We start from the raw sequence: 18,293 nt of genomic DNA on the forward strand, positions 1-18,293 counted from the left end.
TAAAATTATGAATTTTTTTAAGAAAAATGAGACTAAATATGCTGCATGGGAATAATCAACTTTTAGACGCCAGGGTAATATGGTATCTAGTGTTTCGGCTTTAATAAATCCTTTCAAGAAACGCCCAGCAGCTCCCTGCACAATGACGATGCTCTGAAGATCTGTATCAACTCTTGGGCGCCAGTCATCTTCCTGTTTGGCTCCTAAAATTACCGTTGTTTCATTATTTCCCTGAGCAAGATCAAAAATGTCCTCAACCCTTCTAAACTCTCCAGGTTCTTGCTGCCCATTAAGTAGATTTTGATAATATTGAAATGCCGCAACATCAATATGTCTTGCCACTTGTGGAAGAATACTTACAGGGGGCAAACACGTGCTTGCAATTGCTCCATCTGCTCTGACAATCTGAAATCCTACCATGTATTCTTTAACGGTGTGTGGATCAGGTGAGGTCGAAAGCAAAGCAGAACTCTTAGGGTTGTGTATAAACTGAGCAATATCTAAAATAAAAGGTCTTTTGGCATAGACACCAGCACCAAATCTCCCATCTAACGCGATGTTTGCTACTTCTTTAAATCCTGACATCCCACGATGTACCCTATCTTTCTTGCTTGGCAAACTGTTTAATAACGCAGGGAACTCTAACCTTGCTTTTTTAACAGATACATGATGCATACCCTCCACATGGGGTGTTTTGAGAGGTCCAAAAAGTTTTCCTACTCCGCCAGGGTTTGTAACAAGATGATGAAGCACTTTACGGTATGGGGTAACAACTCGAGTTGATTTGCCTAACATAATTTGGCCCTCCGGTCTTATTTTAAGCCGATGCAAATATTTTAGTTAAATTGCTCACAGTTTAATCATAGCAGAGAAATTTATGTTTAAAAAATAGGCTGAATGGATTGGTTTTATAGGCTGTATGATGAAATTTTTTAAGCCCCCAATGTGCTGGAGGCTTAGAAAAGGACTTTTGTCGAATAATTATGTTTATAGATGCAGTGAGCTATCAACAGTTGTCGGTGGGATTGGTATTTTTCCAGGAATTAATTCAGCTTCATGTGTTACATACTCCAAAAGCGGTTCAACAGCACCAATAGGAATATCCTTAGGGACACCTCCCAATACTTTGGTTTTGCCAGTCGTTGTGAAATTATCTAAGAGCTCTTGATATTGAGAGGACCTCATCAGAGCACAAACATCGTCCATCGTTAAAATTCTACGGTCATCTGTTATTAATCCCAATTCTTGTGCACGCTTGTTCATTCTATCAAGATATTTGCCAAACATCGCTCCCTTACCAGAAGCTGTTGTGAAAAGCTCTAACGACATTAAATTTTTGCAAAAGTCTGGATTTGTAATGGTTACAACATCAAATGTTTCTCCCTCGGTTTTTGTAAAACCCTGCAATATTCGTCCAGAAGCGTTTTTGACAAGTTTTAACGTATGAAGATGTCTGAGTGTTGGGTGCCACTCATCTTCTGGTGTAGCGCCCAAGACGGCAGTTGTTTCATTGTTTCCCTGAGCGAGATCAAAAATATCCTCACTTCGTGTTCGGTTCCCCAATTTTAATTGTTCGTCGATAATATCTTGGTAATGTTTAAAGTGCTCCACATCGATAAGACTTACTACTTGTGGATGAAGAATTACAGCGGGCATGCCTATTGTTGCAATGGCTCCTTTCGCTTTAATAAGCTGATATCCCACCATGTATTCTCTAACGGTATGTGGATCAGGTGAGGTCGATAGAAGCAATCTACTCTTTGGTTTCTCTATAAATTTAGCGATATTTAATGAAGGATTTCTCTGCTCATAATTCCCCTTACCAAATTTACCATGTCTTGCAATACTTTCTGGTTCGGCAAAACCTGCCATCCCTCGATGACGTAGATCCTTATCAGGGGATAAACTACCCAGCAGCTGCGTATAACCTGTCTTTTCCCTTGTTACGGGGATACCTTCAAACTTTGGTATTTGAGGTAGTTTACTGCTAAAAATTGTCCCTATGCCACTGCTGTGACTCACTTCCCCTAGAATGGTTTGGCCTAATGGAGTTCGACTTAACTGGCTGACTTTACCCTTCATGATTTGGATCCTCGTGGTATATTTCAAGCATAAATAATTAAATTTAGTTTAACTGTTTCTTATTTGATCATAGCACAGGGAAATTTTTGTTCAAAAAATAGGCTGGGTTATTCCATAAATGAAATTAAGAGTAGTTTATGTGGAAACTATCGATAGTCTCTTGTTGAGACAATGTACACAGGAACCTTAGCCTGAGTATTCTCAGGCTTACCGGTTTTGCTTTGCTATGCGTAGCCTAAAGTATCATAGGCTGCGGATGGAGAGTCTTCTGCTTCCATCGCAGCTGTAGAATGATTAAAAATACTTTTACTAACTAATACAGATAGTTTTTTAGCAGATTCTGGTGTTCCAGAAGATTCTGTTTTTTCTGTTGCAACAGCACCCACTGGGGCAGAACCGGGTGGTGCTTGCAGAGTACGATTTCTTGTCATTGCCTCTTTTATCTGGAGCAAATCAGGTAATAATTCAAAAATCAGTTCAATAATTTTCGGTGCCAGTACCTTTTGATGGTGAAATGCAGAAGGCGAATCTTTATTTAAATCAAAGTCTTGGGTTTCTGTTAAAGGATCCCCATGCTCTATATAATTTCTCAAATTTCTTAATGATTCATAGCGTACAGTCAAGTACTTTGAAACTTGGGCTTCAGTATACCCTTTAATCGTATCAAGATGCTGTAAGAGTTGACCGGCATTATATTCCAGCGCATCACTTAATTGATGGTTAGAAACTAACAGTTGCACGAGATCAGGTTGTCCATGCCTGGCATGATATAAATCACATTCTTGCATATTTTTTTGAGGCTGCCCGTGAATAAGATACCCACATTCCTCCAAAAATTCGTGCATGTTGCTTAAGGCTTCAATAGCGGCATTGACCCTTTTCAATGGAGTAAGCGTATGCTCAAGAGCCGGAGGAGCAGTAAATTGTCTGGCAAGTTGACGCATATGGTCTAATCCAACAAAAACGTTTTCTCTTTTCAATTTACGTAAATTTGCTGTAGCCTTTTCTTGCATACGTTTCTGTTGTCGTTCCGCCTCTGTGGTTCGTGGTTTTGCGGCGACATTCAGGAGTATTTGCGCCATTCTTTTATAGTGTGATTCATGCTCCGTTTTTTTGAGTTTAGCGAAAGGTTGTACTATTTCACCTAACCTTTTTTTATTAGGTACGTCCGTTGTCCCATCAAAAAGTGCACGACACTCTGTAATGATTTCTTGTTGATCGGGAATAGTAACTAACCCTTGTTTGAGTAAACCATTAAATAGTGTAAAAAATTCATCTTCTTCTTGTTGAGATATTCTTCGTTCAGAAGCTTCGACAACAACCTCTTCTTTACCTTTCGCTTTTTCTTGGGCTACTTGAAAACGTTCTTGTTCCGCTTTTAATACGCGTGCCCAATAATTCTTGGGATCCTCTTTATAGGTGCCATAGATTTTTTGACGTGCTTCAATAAACTTCATAACTCTTACGAATAGGCTGTACATTTCTACTGTAGCCATTTTTTCCAGCCTGCCTTTATCCTTTAGCAAGTTATCGATAATAAATTTATTATTTCCTTCATCTTGGTGGCAAATGCCATCGCGTATGGCGATTAAAGCACGAAAATCAATTGTTTCATCAAACTCCGTAAAATCGGATTTTTTTCCAGTTAACAATTCACCTATTCGTTGAAATCTTCGTAACATCGCATGTTGTCCGGCTTTCGTTGAGAGGTCGAGTCTTCTGCGATATTGTTCACTCGGAGATGACGTCGAAATTAAAATTTTTATGCCGGATGAGAATGTATCTACGCCTTTTTGATCATATGTTTCTCGGTCAAAATAGTTAACCAGATTGAGCAAATCAATTAAGTATTTAGTTTCTAAAAAGTAACGAGTTATCGCTTTTACATTAGGCAAAACCAGTGGTCTAACTGTTGTGAGGGCAGTAGGTTGCAGCTCTTTAGTGAGAAGCGATGTAAAGAACACATTCAAAGCATCCAGTTCACTCAATACAGATGGGATTGCCTCTTCAATGAGTTCTTCTCTCTCAGAATTTTCTTGAAAAAGTGATTGTTCGGCGTCATCAAAATGCAAATCAGTTAATTTTTTTTCTAGCGAGAGAAGAAAAATCATGTTCGGTGATGTTTTTGCTGTTGCACCACCAAGTTGTTCGAGGGTTATCCAGCTTAAAGGCGCAAGTAAGGTCTTATATTTGCCACGCAATGATCCGGATAAGTTACTAATAATGATAGAAAACTTGGTCATACATTCTCTTATATAATCAATACGTTGATAATAGAGAACTTCTCTTTCAAAGGGACTCAGTTGGCATTCAACAAACGTAGAGTCGTGTAAGTTTTTATGATAATGCGCTAGATGTCTTATTATATGTAAAAGGCATATGAGCCGCTTAATATCAGATTGGGCATTTTCTTGATCGGTAAGGAATTCATTTTTTAAGGGGAGTTTATTAAATAAGGCATCAATCGATGTGCATGCCTTCATATATTCAGCATTTGAATGAGCAGCTATTTTATAAACAGCTTGGCTTAGCAGCTGCATCCATACTGGCTTTAGAAGCTTGTTTGCGTTGGCATTTGCCTTTTCAAGTAGAAAATGTAGCGTATAATTCTGATTCACTATTGTATAATCAATAGGGCTAAAGCCATTTTCTTTGATGTTCACATCCAAAGAAAGTGCTTCTCTGCTTCTGATCAATACAGTCAACAACTCGGTAAGGGCTGTATCTTCAGTGACGCAGTTTTCGCACCCGTGTAGCAGAGCTTTGTTGTATTGTTTCTGATGAATTAACTCCAAAATCAACTTATGTTTTTCTGTTGTTTTTATTTGACCTATTTCAGCAATTAAATTGTCGTGTGCTTCTTGTGTAGGCATCAACATTACCTCGAGCTAATTGTTGTTTTTTTACGCTTTTGTTTTATTTAATGCGATCAAGAATTAAATAATATTCAATATGATCAATTGATGAATGTATGATGCAATAAATTTATTTTCAAGGTTTATTTTTGTTTCTAGGTGTAGATCATGAGAGCTTAGTGATAAAAAGATGATTTCAGGCCATGATTAATATCTATATCGTCTGATAGATTTTGGACTATGCTATATAGCAGTGATCTGGAAATTAATGTTTTTCGTTAGTTAACATGGAGTGTATTCATGAGCGAAATTAAAGTAGAGCGATTAATCAAAGGTATCCTGGTACGTGAAGGTGCTGGAGTGAAATTACATCGCTATATTGGTATCGAGAGAAGCAATGATTTCGAGCCTCTTCTCTTGCTCGATTATTTCAACAGCACTGATCCTTTGGATTATATGGCAGGGTTTCCTTCTCATCCTCATCGTGGTTTTGAAACAATTACTTATTTGCTCGATGGGAGTATTACCCATGAAGACAATAAAGGGCATAAAGGAGTTATTACTGCCGGAGACGTGCAATGGATGACCGCCGGAAAAGGAATTATTCATTCAGAAATGCCCTCAAGCAATGGCCAATTGCATGGTTTTCAGCTGTGGTTAAATCTACCTGCATCAGAGAAAATGCGAGCCCCTCGTTATCAAGAAATGCAAAGTGCTCAGTTGCCCGTGGAAACAAATGACTCAGGTGGTCAAATCAAAGTAATTGCTGGCCAGACCGATAAGGGGACCATTTCACCAATTACCGGTATTGCCACTCAACCTTTATTATTCGATATTATTTTGCCGCCCGGTGCGAGCATACAACAACATATTCCCAATGATTATCAAGCGATCCTTCTTGTTATTTCAGGAACTGTTCGTATCGGAGAACAGTTAGTACAACATGATACTTTAGCAAAACTTAGTGCTGGGGAAGTTTTGCTTTTGAAAAGTGAGACGGCAAGTCAATGCATCTTGATCGCAGCCGCCAGAATTCATGAACCTATTACTCGTCATGGACCTTTTGTAATGAATACTCAGGAGGAAATAATACAAGCAATGGATGATTTTCGCAGTGGTCGATTTTGATTTTTGTGATCGATCGCAATTTACTGATTAAGAAATTTTACTAAAAATTGGTCTAAAATTGGATTATTAGGTTGTAGAAAAGGCAAGTGAATGGGAGTAAAACCTGTGCACCCAAGAAAAGAGCAATCTGCCAAAGAAATCTATAGGATTGTAGATCAATACTGTGAAGCAAACATGCATAGTAAATACCGATCAAGTTCAGCTATATCTCTAGTTTTGGGTATCTCGGATGTTGATGCTCAGAAATTGATCCATAAAATCCTGATGGCTTTACCTGATTGCTTTTTTTATTTGGCAAAACCAGAGCGCATTAGCGAGATGGTAAGTTTTATTGCGCAACAGTATTTGCTTTTTCAAGCTCAGGAAAATGTTAATGATGAGTTATTCCCTAACTTACTTATTAATTTTGTGGACAACTTAGTCGAAGAAATCATGCTTCGTTATTTTTCATATAATTGACCAGGTGATTTATGACACGAGAAGAAATAATTCAAGGAACAGGACTTAGCAGCGAAGATCTGGATGCATTATTTTTGCTGAATAAGTTAATGCCAGCAGATAACCCTGGTCAGGATTTAGAGTTAACCGGTAAAGAAAAAGAGAAGGTCGTTGCTTTTTTAGAAAAAGCGATTGGTAATATGGATTTAAACGGGCAAATCTTGGAGTTAGGAAAACTGAAAGAGCAAGATACTGGGATCAGATTTGCTGTGATTCGGACGCTGAGAAATCTAACTTTTAAATCAAGATATTGGCATGAAACTCATTTTGATGATCATGATAAAACCACACCTCCCAAATTAGGTGCTTTAGCTGATCTAGGATCACTTGCTCAGGATTTAGCGGTATTCGAATCATCTGGCATCATCAGGGAAAGCTCTCTTTTATCCCAGCTTTATCATGATGCTCAGTGGGCATTATGGTCAGGTTATTCTAAAAATCTTGATCTTTCTTCTAATCTTAAGACGATGGCTTTTGAGATTAAAGCGACAAAAGTTGGGGCGCCTATGTTTTTCCAAACAAAAAATCAAAAAGATGCATTCAACTTGGTTGAATTTCTTTATAGCGAGGAATTTCGGATTAAATTGGATAAGTTAATTGAACGTGACGAAACAAAAGAATTTTTAAAAGAACATTTAGGTGATGATTGGCTACAGCAGTTGGAAAATAAATTTGGGATAATTCAACGTGAAATTCATGATGCACAGCTAATAGGTCCCGCTCATCAAGAGCTGGTGCATCAGGATACTTCGGCTCAAGAACTTTTTCGTGCAGAAGATAAAAGTCCAGTGACCCTTATTTGCTCTCCATTTGTCGGCAATTGTACTATGGCTGTTGTTAGGGAGTTAAATACTCAGATTATGCAGGAGTTGCAAAATAAGGGGGTGACGGAAAACCCTTCTTCTTTGTTGCAATTACCTGTTAATGACGAAGTGGGCGCATTATCTCCTTCCCGTTTTATCGATGCACTGGATAAATGGGGCGCTTTAGAGCGAATACCTAAATCAGCTATGATGAAAGAGCGTTTGAGTGGTACTAAAGATGAAAGTGAAGGTGAGCATCCTCAGCCCAAGTGATAGAAAGAGCCCTCACCCCCAGCCCCTCTCCCGCAAGCGGGAGAGGGGAGATTATTTTTAGATTCTCCCACGCAAGCACTACAGATTCCCTTCTCCCACTTGTGGGAGAAGGGCTAGGGATGAGAGCTACTTAAGCCACTCGGTTAATAACGACTCCATCGTTTTGCGCGCGTTTTTCAAAGAATCTGAGTCAAGTGAAGATGGACTATGTAAATCATCACAATGAGCTGCTCCTTGAATCAATTGATAAGTCAATTTAGGATTAATCGCATTGCCATTTTTTTCTGCCAAAGACAGCGTAGACCAGGGATCGTTTTCTCCATTAGTGAAATAAATCTTAGAAGTTAGAATATCCATTAAAGGAAAGTACAGCGTATTATTGAGGTCTGTCGTGTTAACCGGTTGAGTTAGGCCAAACAAGCGTTGGCATACTTTATGATGATAATCCAGATTAATTAATGAAGAACGGGTAGAAAGAGCCGGGTTGGGATGGGCGTTTTGCCAATAACCGTATTCTTTACAGGATTGATAGTACCATTGGCGCATTCCCAAGCCATCTTTATAATCACTTGGATTTTCACTCATGGCTCCTTGAGCTGTCATCTCTACGGCATTGACCCGCATGTCTTTATATAATTGTTTTGCGAACTCAGCATAACCTTGCAGTGGTGTTGGGCTGCTCGCTAAGCTGGAACAAAATGCATCGCGCATCCCATATTGCACCGCTGCAGCACCGGTATCTGCAATCAAGTACAAGAAGTCAACCGGATCCTCAACCGCAGATGCATCAAATAGTGATTTCATTTGCGCCCACTTCGCTGCATCATTCAAGCTGGCTTCGATCTCACTGACCACCTCGCGCATTTGACTGGCACATTGTGAGCCGGCAACTTGCGTGACATGCGCATCATACTCAACGAAATCTTCTTTCGCCATTACGGGTGCAGACGAAGCCAAAGCGCCTACCACCAAATAGGGAAATTTTAAACGATAATAAGCCGATAAAGAGCCAGGGTAAGACCCCCCAAAGGCAACCCATTTTCCATTCCAATTTCTCTCATTTTTTAGTTGGCGTTGGAAATAGGCCAAATCATCTAAAGCCGCTTCTGTGGTTAAAAAACGCAAGCTTTCAGTTGATAGTGAATTGAAGGGTAAACTCTCACCATAATATCGATGCTCTAGGGCAACCAGTTTGGCATGAAATTTTTGGGCGTAATTTCTGATTGCACCATTTAATGCACGTTTCGTACAAGCTGCTTCACCGCAAATATAAAAGAACACGGGGGAATCATCTGTAGGACCATAAGATTCATCGATGTAGTAACGTTGTGAAAAAGTACCTACTGCAGGATCATTATGATCGATCAATTGCTTGAAATAAGCGGGATGAATCGTTTCTTCGGCAACCAAAGGTTTTTTTTCTTCTTGTTGTTTTTGCACATAGCGTTCTACTATTCCTGCGTGAACGGCAGAAAATGCAGTATAAAGGCTAAAGAAAAGTACGGTATATTTTTTAGCAAACATCATATTATCCTTAAAAGTTAAGTCCATTTGTAAGTTAAGCTGGGCCTATGATTCGAACACAGCGAACAAGTAAGGAGCCGAATGAGCCATTTCTCACATTAGCTCCCTGAGTACTCTGCTTGTTACCTATAAATTCCTGATACCAGGCATCAGAAGGCGCATTGTTGTATTCCGTAGAACTCCAATATTTGCCTGATAAGTCAGTCAGAAATCCTAAACTATATAAGTTAGTAACGACATTTGGAAATCCACTAGGACATCCCGCATCGCTGCCGTTAGGTATACTCGGATCAAATATTCCAAGTTCACAAACTGAGGGTAAATACCAGGTTCCTGCCGTTACCGGACCGATATTGTCCAAGGTAATGTTATAACATAAAGTAGCGGCATTGGACTGCATTTGTTCATAAAAATTAAATATCTGGGTTGTATTACAAAATCCATCGGTAGCGCCATTGCATGCATCAGGAGGATGAGTAGACGTTTCAGTGATGCCAGGAATAGTCGTCGTATCCTCACTCCAAACGGAACTTGAATCAGCATCTTGTATTACATACATGTTTGGACTTTGCACCGAATAGACCAGATAACCAGAAACGGAAAAAGCTAATGCCATTGTAGGTGGCGAGCTGATGTTATCTCCATTAACGAGGATTCCACCTTGAGCAACAAAAGCCTCAAAAGCGTTTGAAGTTAGGGTTAAGTTACACGTTCCATTCCCCGGAATAACGCTGCAGGTTGAGCTACTGACTGTCGATGTCCATGCAGGAGGTAGATTCACGGTCACATTATAAGCTGGATTGCTGGTTAGATTCATTACGGTAAAACTAACTCCAGCTGAATCACTTACAGGAATAACTGCGGTTGCAGGAACAGAGATTACTGTGGCTGGAGCAGGGCTGACATTGATTGTTATTGGAACTGAGTTTGAGGCGTTGCTCGCAGAAATTGTTGCAGTAGTACTGCCTGCACTGGAATCCGATATGAAGCTGAATTGGCACGAAGCATTTGGCGCCAAGGCAGAAGGACAATTATTTGTTTCTATAATGCCAAGAGTAGGAGAGGCTATTGTAGCCTGTACATTATTCGCATTCGCATTACCAATATTGGTGACCGTGACGTTCTGTGATGAACCCCCGAAGGCTAAATTGACTGTAGTTGGTGTGGCAGTCAATCTTGCCTGACATGCTAATGCCTGCATATCAAAAAAAGTCGAAGTTGTATTTGTCCCTTTGACCAATACATTTGGAGTTAAAAAGGCTATTGATGTATTGGTAAAAAAGGAAATCGTGCAGCTGTGTCCGGGTTGTAATGAAGCAGGGCAGCCATTGTTTTGCACTACAAAGGTATTAAAATTAGTGTCTGAAGAAGATGCTTGTATGTTTTTTGCTACAATTCTGGAGTTATTCGTAATCGTAATTGCACCCGGCTTAGGAAGACACTGAGTGAGGTTTTGGCTAATTTGGATGAGACAATTTTTCAATGAATTAGAGCAATTTTGCGCAGTATTTCCAGAGTTAATGGTCAATGTCGCTTTTTTCTTTATTTTAGGAGATTCTTGTGCCCATAAAAAATGTATTGGAACCATTAAAAATATAACACAATAGAACCATCGTAATTTTGAGCGACTCATGAATTCATCCTTATACTTAACTGGGCGCAGTTATGCAACCATATACAGAGCCTATCTTTTTTGCAAGAGTATAAGGTATTGTAATTTAGTGTAAATAATACAACTCATTAAGGATAGATGATGACTATAGGTAATAAACTACGCGTACTCTGTTTTCTAATTGTTGCCACCCCAGTATTTGCTGCAGAGAGCACATTACAATCAGCCAATAACACGGCTGCATTGATCATGCAGGTTAAGGGCGACCATAAAAATGCTGCGAGCTACTGCTCGCCATCATTACAAAATTGTACGATTCAGATTACTCAAAATAGCATAGGATGCCTGTCTCAACCTGGTTCTATTTTAATTACCAATAATTCGCGTATTAATGCGATGGACATTAATGCTTCATCGACTGATTCCAATTTTAATACCTTTGTGGTGCAAAACAATGGCTGCCCTGCTACATTGCCTCCGGGAGCAAGGTGCACGATTTCTTTTTTTACGAATGACCCAGTAGCCTTTACAGTGCTCAATGTGATTGTTAAAGGAGCGAATACCAGTACCACTTTGTTTAACATAGAGGCTTTTCAGTGTGGCTAATTTGAGCGCTACTATAGTTGGAAGTCAATTGTGACTGTAACTGATACTGGAAATACGCGTGCATGCGACATCAGGGCATCACCAACCTATGAGTTAATTCCTTGAAAAAATTGGATTTTGATTGTAATGAATTGTATAGGGAAAAATTTGCACAATTGGACTTGTGGATTGTTTATTTTCATGCCATCATGGTGCCATTGTAGGTTTTTTGAGTGATTTTTATGTTAAAAAAACTTCTGAGCTTTACTCTTGTTTTGGTCACTTATGATGCATTTGCTGTAACTGAGCTGGATTTATATCAAGCGCCATTAAGCAGTTTGAACCAATTTTCACTCAAGAAACCCTCTAACGTGAAAGCACGTGCTGCAGCAACTCCAAGTGCAGAAAAAAATACATTACAGCAAGTCAATCAGACTCAGGAACACTTAAAAACAATTATGCGGTATCAACAAATGTATCGAGGAATCCCAGTTGTTGGTGCACAAATTATGATTATCAAAGAGGATGGACAAGTAAACGGACATTTACTCAATGACATCCAACTAAATATCCAACCTGCGCTGACCTCGAATCAAGCCATTGATTTAGCTAAAAAATCTTGGTTTAGTTTTAATTCGCAAATGCCTACCTATGAAGAGTTGAGCGAGCTACAAATCAGAGCAGATCAACAGAATGAATTAAAACTGGTTTATCAGGTTTCATTTAAAACAACTCAGGGGGATAATAAGCCGGCATGGCCATTCTTTATTGTCGATGCACAAAGTGGTGAAATCACCAAGCAATGGAATAATATAAAAAATTATATGGATGGCGGTCCTGGTGGAAATGAAAAAGTTCATGAGTATTGGTATGGAAGAGATGGATTACCTTTTTTGGAGGTAATCCAAAATGGCAGCCAATGCATTATGGATACCGCCAAAGTAAAATTGGTTAATCTGGGATCCGCTTGGGATTGGAATGATCTTTTGACCACCCCTTTTCAATACTCTTGCAACAAGAATATAGAAGAAAACATTAATGGTGCCTTTTCGCCAACCAATGATGCATATTATTTTGGCCAAACAATTGTAGACATGTATAAAGAATGGTATGGGATCAATGCACTACAAAATACGAATGGTACGCCAATGCAGTTAGTGATGCGCGTTCATTTTGGCCAACATTATGATAACGCTTTTTGGGACGGACAATTCATGTCTTTTGGCGATGGCGAGGATTTTTATCCTTTAGTTTCTTTGGATGTAGCGGGTCATGAGGTCACACATGGTTTTACAGAGCAGCATTCAGGCCTTGAGTACCATGATCAGTCTGGTGCTCTTAATGAATCTTTGTCTGATATGGCCGGCCAAGCAGCGCGTGCTTATCTCTTGGAAAAATTTCCGCAGCTTTATAACAAACTTTACCTGGAACCCAATACAGTAACATGGGGTATTGGCGAGACTATTGTGCGCGAATCTTTTGGTAAGGCCTTGCGCTTTATGGATTTCCCTTCTTCGGATGGCAGTTCTGCTGATTGTTTGGATAAAAATTTGGCCCAAAGTCATGGTGCCTATTGTGCGATTAGTTATCCCGAATTACTTGCGTATGCAAAATCACGTATTCCAAACCCTCAAGAGAGACAAAGTTTCATTGTGCATACGGCGAGTGGGGTATTTAATAAAGCATTTTACTTATTGGCCAAGAATATAGGTATAAAAAAAGCTTATCAGATGATGATCCTTGCTAACAGCAAATACTGGACGCCGACGACCAACTTTATTAAAGGCGCCTGTGGTGTGCTTTATGCTGCGAAGGATTTGAGTGTGGATCAACAAATGGTTGCGTCAGTTTTTAATCAAGTCGGTGTGGATACGACAAGTTGCATGGCAAGTTAAATCGTACTCTTTTTTTCTAAATGTAGCCTGGGTGAAGGCAAAGCCGTAACCCGGGTTTCAGATAAAACGTCGGCACCCGTCCCTGGGTTCCGCTTCGCTTCACCCAGGCTACCTTGATTACAAGACCGAGTTGAAAGTGGTTTATTTGTGTCCTTATGCAACTCAAAAAGCACCTTTTTTGCTCTGCATGTTATTTGCTGGTCAGTAGAATTAGTATATAATAGCCAGTTCAATATTTATTTAGGTTGTTAGCCGAATGGTCATCTTTTTTATTACTCTAAGCATTCTGGTCTTAAGCCTGCTTTGTGCTGCCGTGATGGTGTTCAAGCTCATTCGTCAGCCCGCCGAGCCTTTATCTTTAATGCAGTACTTAAAATTAGGTGTCAGTGGAGTTATTGCTTTTATAGCAGATACTTTGGGTGTTGGGAGTTTTGCCGTTAATGTTGCTTTGGCAAAGTTTATGAACACATTTCGTGATGATGAAATGCCAGCTGTGAATAATGGTGCTCAAGTTATTCCCGGCGCGATCGAATCATTATTTTTTATGGGTTTGATTGATGTGGATTTAACTACTCTTCTAACCCTAGTTTTGGGCACTTGTGCTGGTGGCTTACTTGGTGGTTTTGTAGTGAGTCATTTGAGCAAGCAAGCCATTCGTTTGTCTATGATTTGTTGTTTTGCTTTAATTATTTTGCTCTTAATTTCACACCAGTTCCGTTTATTACCTGTTGGTGGTGAGCTCACAGAGTTGCATTCCTGGAAATTGATCGTAGGCTTTTTAGCAATGGTGGTTTGTGGTGCTTTAACCTCGGTAGGGGTTGGTTTATTCGTTATGGTGCAAGGAGTTCTCTTTTTAATGAATATTTCACCAGTAGTTGCATTTCCAATTATGACTACTGCCGGGGCCATGCAACAACCGTTAACTACCTTGGTATTCTTAAAACACAATAAAATCCCTCTAAAGAAAACCATGATTCTAAGTTTTTCAGGTTGTTTGGGCGTTCTAATTACAATTCCTATTTTTATGGAGTTAACCATTACCTGGCTGCATTATCTTTTATTATTCATCCTGACTTATAATTTCTTTGCTGTGGGACGTACGTATTTACGTTCCAGACCCAGCAAAGATTACATACACACGCCAACACCTGCTTCTCTTGTAGCAGCTGAATAATGATCGATACGTCACACGCTCATTTGGTGGGCGTGTGAAGTATATAGTATGATTAGCTAATTTTAAGATTAAAGTAACCATTCAGGGGTATGCTTGAATCTTGGGGAACGGTTGGATTTTCGCGGAAGGTGCGCCAAATACAGCCGTTCAGTGAATAGGGCATTAATAAAGAACCTGCTATGGATGAACCAGTCAGTAAATCACAGAAAAAAAGAGAAGCCGATTTCTTGCAAAAAATGGGTGTAAAATTTATCGACTTGAGTTTGGCTAAACTTGATTTACTCCCTCTTTCCGAAAATTTGTACAAAGCGATTATCGAGGCAAAATCAATTAAAAGTCATGGCGCCAAAAGAAGACAAGCACAATTAATTGGTAAGCTGATGCGTGCTTCTGATTATGAAGAAATTTTGGCTGCTTATGAGCGTTTGCTTGAGGAAGATAGTGCTGTAACCGCATCTTTTCATGAGGTTGAGCATTGGCGTGACCGCTTGCTCAATGAAGGAAAGGAAGCATTAACCGCATTTATTGAAGCCTATCAACCGGAAGATGTTCAGCATTTAAGACAACTCATTAAAAAAGCAATTGATGATCAGCAGAAAGAAAAAAATACAGGCGCCGCCAAAGCACTGTTTCGCTATTTGAGGTCATCCATAGAATGAAATACTCTCTATTCATAAGCTGTCCACGCGGGCTTGAATACTTATTAGAAGAAGAATTAAAGGCCTTAGGCCTATCGGTTACACGTGTCAGTCCGCAAGGAGTGTATGGAGAGGCTAATTTGTTGACTCTTTATGCATTATGTCTTTGGTCAAGAATCGCCAATCGAGTGCAATTAATTCTTTTTAGTGGATACGCTGGCAATGAACAAGCCCTGCACCAACTGTGTACAGAGTTTCATTGGCAGACAGTTTTCTCGCACGATAAAACAATAGCGATTGAATTCCATGGCTCTTCTGAGCACATTCGCAATACCATGTATGGTGCTCAGGTAGTTAAGGATGGAATCGTCGATCATTTCCGTCGGTTAGATCATTCTCGTCCTTCAGTGGATAAAGAAAAACCACAAATTCTTATCCACGCTTATTTGAAAAATGATGAGATCACAGTGAGTTTTGATCTTACTGGATACAGCTTGCATCAAAGAGGATATCGCCAGAAAGCAGGTGCCGCTCCATTAAAGGAAAATGTCGCCGCTGCATTACTTATGCGCGCTAAATGGCCAGAATTGGCTGCTAAAGGGTATGCATTGCATGATCCTTTTTGTGGTGCAGGTACTTTGGTTATTGAAGCAGCCATGATGGCAGCACATATTGCTCCTGGGTTGTTGCGCCAGGATCAATCCTTACAATACTGGGCACAGCACCAATCCTCATTATGGGAGAAAATGCGGGTAGATGCCTTGCAACAAGTTAAATCGATGCCTTTGACCTTATTGGGCACGGATGCGGACAACAAAATAATTGCCATAGCACGTGCAAATGCTGAACGTGCGGGTGTAGCCCCATTGGTTGAGTTTAAAACGCAAGCATTAAAAGAGGCTAAGGCTTCAACAAAAAAAGGATTAGTCGTATGTAATCCTCCCTATGGTGAACGTCTAAGTGACGCGACACATCTGGTGCCGCTCTATCAGCAACTGGGTAAAATTTTACATGACCATTATCAGGGTTGGCAGGCAGCAGTTTTAACTTCTAATCCGATTTTAGCTAAGTCTTTGGGACTACGAGCCAGTAAACAATACACGCTATATAATGGTGCACTGGAGTGTAAGCTTTATTGCTTGGATATTCACGTAGCGAACGAGCTCAAAGGGAGCATGAGTCATACTTTATCCGAAAGCGCACAAATGCTGTTCAATCGATTGGAAAAAAATTATCGTCATTTGCAAAAATGGGCGAAAAAAAATCATATTTCATGTTACCGAATCTATGATGCTGATTTACCTGAATATGCCTATGCTATTGATGTATATAATGATTATGCTGTACTTCAAGAATACGCTGCTCCTGCAAGTGTTCCTACCCATAAAGTAGAGAAACGTAGTTTAGAAGTAATGCAAGTTGTTCCAAAAGTGTTAGGACTAGAGTCTAGTCATTTGGTAATAAAGCAACGTAAACAACAAAAGGGAACTGAGCAGTACCAAAAACTAGGGCAAAGTCATCAAATCATGGTTGTTACGGAAGGCCATGCTAAATTAAAAGTTAATTTATATGATTATCTGGATACGGGTTTATTTTTGGATCATCGCATAATGCGCTTAAGCTTCGCCAAATTAAAGCCAGGAACACGGTTTCTCAATTGTTTTTGTTACACTGCGAGTGCCAGCGTCCATGCAGCTTTAGCGGGTGCGTTAACTACCAATGTCGATCTTTCCAATACTTACTTACGCTGGGCTGAAGACAATTTCAAGCTCAACCATATTGATTTATCCAAACACCAGTTTGTGCAGTTTGATTGTCGAGAATGGATGAGAGTTGCACGAGATCGTTTTGATGTTATTTTTTTAGATCCACCTAGTTTTTCTAACTCCAAACGTATGGAAGATACTTTGGATATCCAACGTGACCATGTTTCCTTGGTAAATTCTGCCATGCGTTTGTTAAACCCAGATGGAGTTTTATATTTTTCAACTAACTTACGCCAATTTAAATTGGATCCTCAACTTAAAGAAAAATATTCAGTACTAGACATTAGTGCGCAAACGATAGATCAGGACTTTAAACGGAATCAAAAAATTCATCATTGCTTTAAGATAATGATGTCGCAATTTGCCGGTACTTAAGTTGATGATATTCGTGTACAGGGAGTACAAATGAACAAACACAAGAAAAAACACATATTGACCCCGGCTAATGTATATCAGCATATGCTGCGTAATGCTTTTTTTGGGTTTCTAATGACGGCTGCGGCACTTTTTATAGGTATGTGGGGATATCATTATTGGGAGAATATGTCCTGGGTTGATTCATTCATGAATGCTTCTATGATTCTTTCAGGTATGGGACCTGCATCCAATTTGGTCACAATTCCTGGAAAAATCTTTGCCGGATGTTATGCGTTATTTAGTGGTTTGGCCTTTATAGCAATTATGGTGATTATACTTTCCCCTCTGATTCATCAGTTTTTTCGCAAAATTCATTTGGAAAGCAAAACAATCTACTCTGACGAGTAGGTTAATATTAGTCCTTGTAGCCTGGGTGAAGCGTAGCGGAACCCGGGGTTGACTGACAGCTATTCCCGGGTTCTGCTACGCTTCACCCAGGCTACTCTAAAGCCCAGCCTGCAAAAAATATCCTAAGTAATTAAAGAGTATCTTTTTCCGTACCATATATTTGTGCTTTTAACGATTGCATGAGTCCGGCCATAAAAAATAGCTCTGCAACCAAGTATAAAGGAGCGATGAGTGCTTGGCTCAAATTATCCATGAATGCTGGCTTCTTGCCTTCCAGATAATGACCGTAAAATTGTAAACCCCAGCCCACAATAAAAAGAACGACAAAGGACCAAACGCCTAATGTTGTAGGGCCATCTTGGCTAAACCAATTTGCTATTAATAGCAGGATGAGCATTATTGGCGTAAGTGCCAAAGCCAATTGCCAATTTAAACGGAAATAATAAATTAAGGCAATCAACGTTCCCAAACAGGCAAGATTTGTAGCAAAAACACCTGGCATAATTATTTTCACAAATCCCAACAGGATCATTACAGACAAAATAATGATGGGGACTCCTGCCATGTGAGTATAACGTGTCTGAACGTTTTGGTGATATGCAGCATAAAATTGTGCTTGTTCAATAAAGGGTTTCATTTTAAAAATATTCTGATTGAGATTCTTAAAACATAGCACATTCTCTTAAAAAAAGCAG

The 18,293-nt window shown here is 39.6% G+C and carries 14 protein-coding genes and 1 pseudogene; 9 read left to right on the plus strand and 6 right to left on the minus strand.

Annotated elements, in window-relative coordinates; all coding sequences use genetic code 11:
• The 3 genes and pseudogenes from Lstg_RS17170 to Lstg_RS17180 all read right to left on the minus strand — a co-directional run.
• Nucleotides 1–795, minus strand: a pseudogene (locus tag Lstg_RS17170) (hypothetical protein); the annotation flags it as partial.
• 192 nt (nt 796–987) lie between these two features.
• On the minus strand, nt 988–2,082 hold the full coding sequence (locus Lstg_RS17175; RefSeq protein WP_058478842.1) for a hypothetical protein: 1,095 nt from the start codon (nt 2,080–2,082) through the stop codon (nt 988–990).
• Nucleotides 2,083–2,306: 224 nt separating this feature from the next.
• Nucleotides 2,307–4,955, minus strand: coding sequence for a hypothetical protein (locus tag Lstg_RS17180; protein ID WP_058478843.1), 2,649 nt, complete (start codon nt 4,953–4,955; stop codon nt 2,307–2,309).
• Nucleotides 4,956–5,237: 282 nt separating this feature from the next.
• On the opposite strand from Lstg_RS17180, the gene Lstg_RS17185 reads away from it, so the two are divergent.
• The 3 genes from Lstg_RS17185 (at nt 5,238) to Lstg_RS17195 (ending at nt 7,639) form a co-directional block, all read left to right on the plus strand.
• Nucleotides 5,238–6,065: a pirin family protein gene (locus Lstg_RS17185; protein WP_058478844.1), complete on the plus strand. Its 828-nt coding sequence runs from the start codon at nt 5,238–5,240 to the stop codon at nt 6,063–6,065.
• A gap of 90 nt (nt 6,066–6,155) precedes the next feature.
• Nucleotides 6,156–6,524, plus strand: a complete 369-nt coding sequence (locus tag Lstg_RS17190; protein ID WP_238585478.1) for a hypothetical protein — start codon at nt 6,156–6,158, stop codon at nt 6,522–6,524.
• 11 nt (nt 6,525–6,535) lie between these two features.
• On the plus strand, nt 6,536–7,639 hold the full coding sequence (locus Lstg_RS17195) for a hypothetical protein (RefSeq protein WP_065235628.1): 1,104 nt from the start codon (nt 6,536–6,538) through the stop codon (nt 7,637–7,639).
• Nucleotides 7,640–7,765: 126 nt separating this feature from the next.
• Here the strand turns inward: Lstg_RS17195 and Lstg_RS17200 are convergent, their stop codons facing one another.
• Together Lstg_RS17200 and Lstg_RS17205 are read right to left on the minus strand one after the other, a co-directional pair.
• A complete protein-coding gene (locus tag Lstg_RS17200) occupies nt 7,766–9,166 on the minus strand; it encodes a S28 family serine protease (protein WP_115324513.1) in 1,401 nt (466 codons plus the stop codon).
• Nucleotides 9,167–9,197: 31 nt separating this feature from the next.
• A complete protein-coding gene (locus Lstg_RS17205; protein ID WP_058478846.1) occupies nt 9,198–10,796 on the minus strand; it encodes a DUF1566 domain-containing protein in 1,599 nt (532 codons plus the stop codon).
• Between the two features lie 117 nt (nt 10,797–10,913).
• Between Lstg_RS17205 and Lstg_RS17210 the strand changes: the two genes are divergently transcribed.
• The 6 genes from Lstg_RS17210 to Lstg_RS17235 all read left to right on the plus strand — a co-directional run bounded on the left by Lstg_RS17210 (nt 10,914) and on the right by Lstg_RS17235 (nt 17,598).
• On the plus strand, nt 10,914–11,381 hold the full coding sequence (locus Lstg_RS17210) for a hypothetical protein (protein ID WP_133129213.1): 468 nt from the start codon (nt 10,914–10,916) through the stop codon (nt 11,379–11,381).
• A gap of 221 nt (nt 11,382–11,602) precedes the next feature.
• The gene (locus tag Lstg_RS17215; RefSeq protein ID WP_058478848.1) at nt 11,603–13,255 is read left to right on the plus strand and encodes a M4 family metallopeptidase; all 1,653 of its coding nucleotides are present in this window, start codon (nt 11,603–11,605) and stop codon (nt 13,253–13,255) included.
• 256 nt (nt 13,256–13,511) lie between these two features.
• Complete coding sequence (locus Lstg_RS17220) at nt 13,512–14,429, plus strand: TSUP family transporter (RefSeq protein ID WP_058478849.1); 918 nt, start codon at nt 13,512–13,514, stop codon at nt 14,427–14,429.
• 179 nt (nt 14,430–14,608) lie between these two features.
• Nucleotides 14,609–15,088, plus strand: coding sequence for a ribosome biogenesis factor YjgA (gene yjgA / locus Lstg_RS17225; protein WP_058478850.1), 480 nt, complete (start codon nt 14,609–14,611; stop codon nt 15,086–15,088).
• A complete protein-coding gene (gene rlmKL / locus Lstg_RS17230; protein ID WP_058478851.1) occupies nt 15,085–17,208 on the plus strand; it encodes a bifunctional 23S rRNA (guanine(2069)-N(7))-methyltransferase RlmK/23S rRNA (guanine(2445)-N(2))-methyltransferase RlmL in 2,124 nt (707 codons plus the stop codon). Before yjgA ends, rlmKL begins: the two co-directional genes overlap by 4 nt.
• Before the next feature lie 30 nt (nt 17,209–17,238).
• Nucleotides 17,239–17,598 (plus strand): hypothetical protein, encoded by a 360-nt coding sequence (locus Lstg_RS17235; RefSeq protein ID WP_058478852.1) that lies wholly within the window; start codon nt 17,239–17,241, stop codon nt 17,596–17,598.
• A gap of 130 nt (nt 17,599–17,728) precedes the next feature.
• Here the strand turns inward: Lstg_RS17235 and Lstg_RS17240 are convergent, their stop codons facing one another.
• On the minus strand, nt 17,729–18,235 hold the full coding sequence (locus tag Lstg_RS17240) for an Mpo1 family 2-hydroxy fatty acid dioxygenase (protein WP_058478853.1): 507 nt from the start codon (nt 18,233–18,235) through the stop codon (nt 17,729–17,731).
• Nucleotides 18,236–18,293: the final 58 nt, after the last annotated feature.

The organism is Legionella steigerwaltii (genome assembly GCF_001468065.1).
Classification (GTDB): domain Bacteria; phylum Pseudomonadota; class Gammaproteobacteria; order Legionellales; family Legionellaceae; genus Legionella; species Legionella steigerwaltii.

Excerpts from the sequence above, each read along its gene's own strand:
- Lstg_RS17190 (WP_238585478.1), top strand. The coding sequence starts at position 6,156 with ATGGGAGTAAAACCTGTGCACCCAAGAAAAGAGCAATCTGCCAAAGAA.
- Lstg_RS17215 (WP_058478848.1), top strand. The coding sequence starts at position 11,603 with ATGTTAAAAAAACTTCTGAGCTTTACTCTTGTTTTGGTCACTTATGAT.
- Lstg_RS17200 (WP_115324513.1), bottom strand. The coding sequence starts at position 9,166 with ATGATGTTTGCTAAAAAATATACCGTACTTTTCTTTAGCCTTTATACT.
- Lstg_RS17175 (WP_058478842.1), bottom strand. The coding sequence starts at position 2,082 with ATGAAGGGTAAAGTCAGCCAGTTAAGTCGAACTCCATTAGGCCAAACC.
- Lstg_RS17235 (WP_058478852.1), top strand. The coding sequence starts at position 17,239 with ATGAACAAACACAAGAAAAAACACATATTGACCCCGGCTAATGTATAT.
- Lstg_RS17205 (WP_058478846.1), bottom strand. The coding sequence starts at position 10,796 with ATGAGTCGCTCAAAATTACGATGGTTCTATTGTGTTATATTTTTAATG.
- Lstg_RS17195 (WP_065235628.1), top strand. The coding sequence starts at position 6,536 with ATGACACGAGAAGAAATAATTCAAGGAACAGGACTTAGCAGCGAAGAT.
- Lstg_RS17240 (WP_058478853.1), bottom strand. The coding sequence starts at position 18,235 with ATGAAACCCTTTATTGAACAAGCACAATTTTATGCTGCATATCACCAA.
- yjgA (WP_058478850.1), top strand. The coding sequence starts at position 14,609 with ATGGATGAACCAGTCAGTAAATCACAGAAAAAAAGAGAAGCCGATTTC.
- Lstg_RS17220 (WP_058478849.1), top strand. The coding sequence starts at position 13,512 with ATGGTCATCTTTTTTATTACTCTAAGCATTCTGGTCTTAAGCCTGCTT.
- Lstg_RS17185 (WP_058478844.1), top strand. The coding sequence starts at position 5,238 with ATGAGCGAAATTAAAGTAGAGCGATTAATCAAAGGTATCCTGGTACGT.
- Lstg_RS17210 (WP_133129213.1), top strand. The coding sequence starts at position 10,914 with ATGATGACTATAGGTAATAAACTACGCGTACTCTGTTTTCTAATTGTT.
- Lstg_RS17180 (WP_058478843.1), bottom strand. The coding sequence starts at position 4,955 with ATGCCTACACAAGAAGCACACGACAATTTAATTGCTGAAATAGGTCAA.
- rlmKL (WP_058478851.1), top strand. The coding sequence starts at position 15,085 with ATGAAATACTCTCTATTCATAAGCTGTCCACGCGGGCTTGAATACTTA.